The sequence below is a fragment of the uncultured Rhodoblastus sp. genome (assembly GCF_903903185.1).
Taxonomy (GTDB): domain Bacteria; phylum Pseudomonadota; class Alphaproteobacteria; order Rhizobiales; family Beijerinckiaceae; genus Rhodoblastus.
In genome coordinates, this window is sequence record NZ_CAIUXT010000002.1 from 1 (window position 1) to 2,906 (window position 2,906).

Below are 2,906 nucleotides of genomic sequence, written 5' to 3' on the forward strand. Positions count from 1 at the left end.
ACCTAAGAATCCCGAAAAAAGAAAGAGAAAAAAGAGAAACAAGTGTTGGCTTCGCTTGCCAGCTAAGAAGGTATTCTTCTGTAACATCGAAGGTCAGTCATTTCTCAGCACGTCCTTCGAACCCAATGATCCCGTACGGGATTTTCACCCTCCAATGACCCAAATTCCGGCGCTCGAACGCGACGCCGTCGCTCTTGTCCACGACCGGCATGTCGGGGATCGGCGTGACGCGTGGCGTGCACGGCTTCGAAGTTGCGTCGAATAAATAGGTAAGAATATCTTATGGCAAACGAATCAACTCCACTTTCCCTTCTCGAACACCTTTTCGATATCGAGAGAGCACTTGAAACCGCGCAACAGGCCTTGGCTCACTGTTTAGACAGTCTAAAGACCAGCGCGCCTCAGGCCGTTCCGCTACAGCCGGAAGACGCCGCCAAACGAAGGCAACTACCGACCGATTGGCCCCGGATCGGCGGCCGAGACTTCGATCCGGAGCCGACCGATTTGTTCGAAACCGATGAGTTCCGCAGGCTTTGGACTCCAGGACCTGATCGCCGCGGCTGCTACGCCGCCGGCTGCGGCGGTCTCTTGAACCTCAGCCGAATTCTCAAGATGCCGATTTACAAGGTCTCGACAACCGGCGCCGATCGCGTCTGGGACCGGAATAAAGAGTCCCGCCGGGATCGCCATGGCGCGCTTTGGCACAATGGCCAAACTTACGTGGGGGACGCCGGCTGGGACGACTGGTTCCCATCGCATCTCCATCCTCAGCGCTTCCCCTCGCCGGCGAGTCCGGTGATGGTTCAGGAACGCGCGATCATTGTGCCGCTGCCGAACGGAATGAAGCCCACGCAGTTCGACAAGCTTTTCGACGCGGAGACCAGGAAGGGCGCGCTCAATGTTTGGGTGATGACGCAAGAAGGTCGCGATCATTGCGGTTTTCTTGGCGTCGACCCCGCCATCGGTCAGCGGTCTTCGCCCTATCGCGGCGGCGACCAGTCCCGCATCTCACCGGCCGATGAGCTCTGCGTCTTTTCAATCTACGGCGGCGCAGATCGAATCATCGCGATCGCCGAGAAGATCCTCCTCGAGGCCGTCGGTTTGAAGCTTGATCGCGGCGCGGCGGCGAAGGGCTGACGTTCAACACAACTGCGTCTCTCAAGAAATCCGGCGGCGCTCATGGCGCCGCCGTTTTGCGTCGGGCTGCGTCAATCACGTCGAAAAAACCGCATGCGAGCCCTCGTGTCAAATCACGCCAACAAAAGAAAGATCATCACCATGACCTCCGAAATTCACCGGAATCTTGAAGCCGCATGTTTCGAAACCCATGCGCAAATTCTCGAATCGTCTCCCCACTATCGCGTTCTGCGCGCCCTGAGTATAACGGCGACGCCGGAGCCCCCGCCGGGCATGTTCGACGATGTTCGGATTCTGGTCGTCGACGTCGAAACCACCGGTCTTGACGCCGCCGCCGACACCATCATCGAGTTTGCTGCGCGCCCGATCGTCATGGATTATTTGGGCGCCGTGGTTCACATCGGCGAGGCCGTCGCCTTCCTCCAGGACCCGAAATCGCCCTTGCGCCCGGAGATTGTCGCGTTGACCGGTTTGACGGATGACGATCTTCGCGGCCATGAGATCGACGATAATGCGGTTCACGCGCTTTTCGAAGATGCGGAGTTGGTGATAGCCCACAACGCCGCCTTCGATCGACCCTTCCTGGAACGGCGCTTTCCCTCCCTTCCGCTGCGGCCATGGGCCTGTTCCTTTGCGGAAATCGACTGGCGGGCCGAAGGTTTCGAAGGCAAGGGCCTCAATGCGTTGCTCATGCAAACCGGGTTGTTTCAACCCGCCGCGCATCGGGCTGCGAACGACGTCGACGCACTGGTCGCGCTTTTGATGGCCAAACTTTCGGGTGACGGCACGGTGGTCAAAAATCTCTTCGAGTCCTCGCGCCAGCCGACATTGCTGTTCGAGGCGACGGGCTCCGCCTTCGCGACAAAGGGCGTCTTGCGGGCGCGTGGGTACCAATGGAGTCAAGCCAGCGGGGTCTGGAGCCGCGAGGTGCAGTTGCCCGAACGTGCAGAGGAAGAATACTGGCTCGATGAGCATGTCTACGCGCCAACTCTCAACGCCAAAGCCAGCGCGCCGACGGTGCATGAATTGACGGCTCTGAACCGCTATTCCGGCCGCAAGCCCTAAAACTGTTGCGACTGCGGTGGCGACCCCGCAAGATTCGCCACCGAAGAAGCAAGGCATCGACTGGCGGCTTTTATCTTTTCGATGAGATCCGCTGGGACCGCCAATTTTGATGTCGCCGGGGTCAGGCGACGGCGGCATTTTCTTGCTGAATGACGGTGCTTCGCGCCGCGATGCGACGTTCGTACTCGATAAAACACGATCAAACGATTGATAATCGTCCAAGACGATCTATTATCTCATCAACCTAGAGGAACATTTCGATGGAACGAAAACCAGCAACCTCCCAGGATATTGCCCTCGTTGTCGCGGCGGCCGACGTCGTCGGGCGATACGCCAGCCAAAACCCGATGACGAAGATGGAACTCGCCATCATGATTGCGGATATGCACGCCCTGTTGGTTGAGCGTGTCGACGCCGGCCCGCGCGTGCGCGGCGCCGCCGACAGCGACGGCGAGGCCAAGGCGACGCTTCGCCCTGGGCTTCTCCGTCAAGCGGACGAAATCAGAGCAGAACCGCCGGCCACGGATTCGCCGCCGACGACGCCTGACGCCGCCTTGGCAGGCGCGGGAATAAATGCATTTCGCGACGATTTCGTCGTCGATGCACCGAATGTGGAGCCTTTTCTTCCCATCAAGGCATCCGTCTGGAGTGACAAGATTATCTGTCTTGAATGCGGAAAAAGCTTTGCGACTCTCAAGCGGCAT

The 2,906-nt window shown here is 58.8% G+C and carries 3 protein-coding genes; all 3 read left to right on the top strand.

The window, feature by feature from the left end; genetic code table 11:
• Nucleotides 1-282 precede the first annotated feature (282 nt).
• Nucleotides 283-1,137 carry a hypothetical protein gene (locus tag QZY01_RS00035; RefSeq protein WP_294531831.1) on the top strand — a complete coding sequence of 285 codons (855 nt, stop codon included), beginning with the start codon at nt 283-285 and terminating at the stop codon, nt 1,135-1,137.
• Nucleotides 1,138-1,278: 141 nt separating this feature from the next.
• A complete protein-coding gene (locus QZY01_RS00040; protein ID WP_294531834.1) occupies nt 1,279-2,202 on the top strand; it encodes a 3'-5' exonuclease in 924 nt (307 codons plus the stop codon).
• 260 nt (nt 2,203-2,462) lie between these two features.
• Nucleotides 2,463-2,906, top strand: a 444-nt coding sequence (locus QZY01_RS00045) for a MucR family transcriptional regulator (protein WP_294531836.1), incomplete at its 3' end; no start/stop codon positions are given.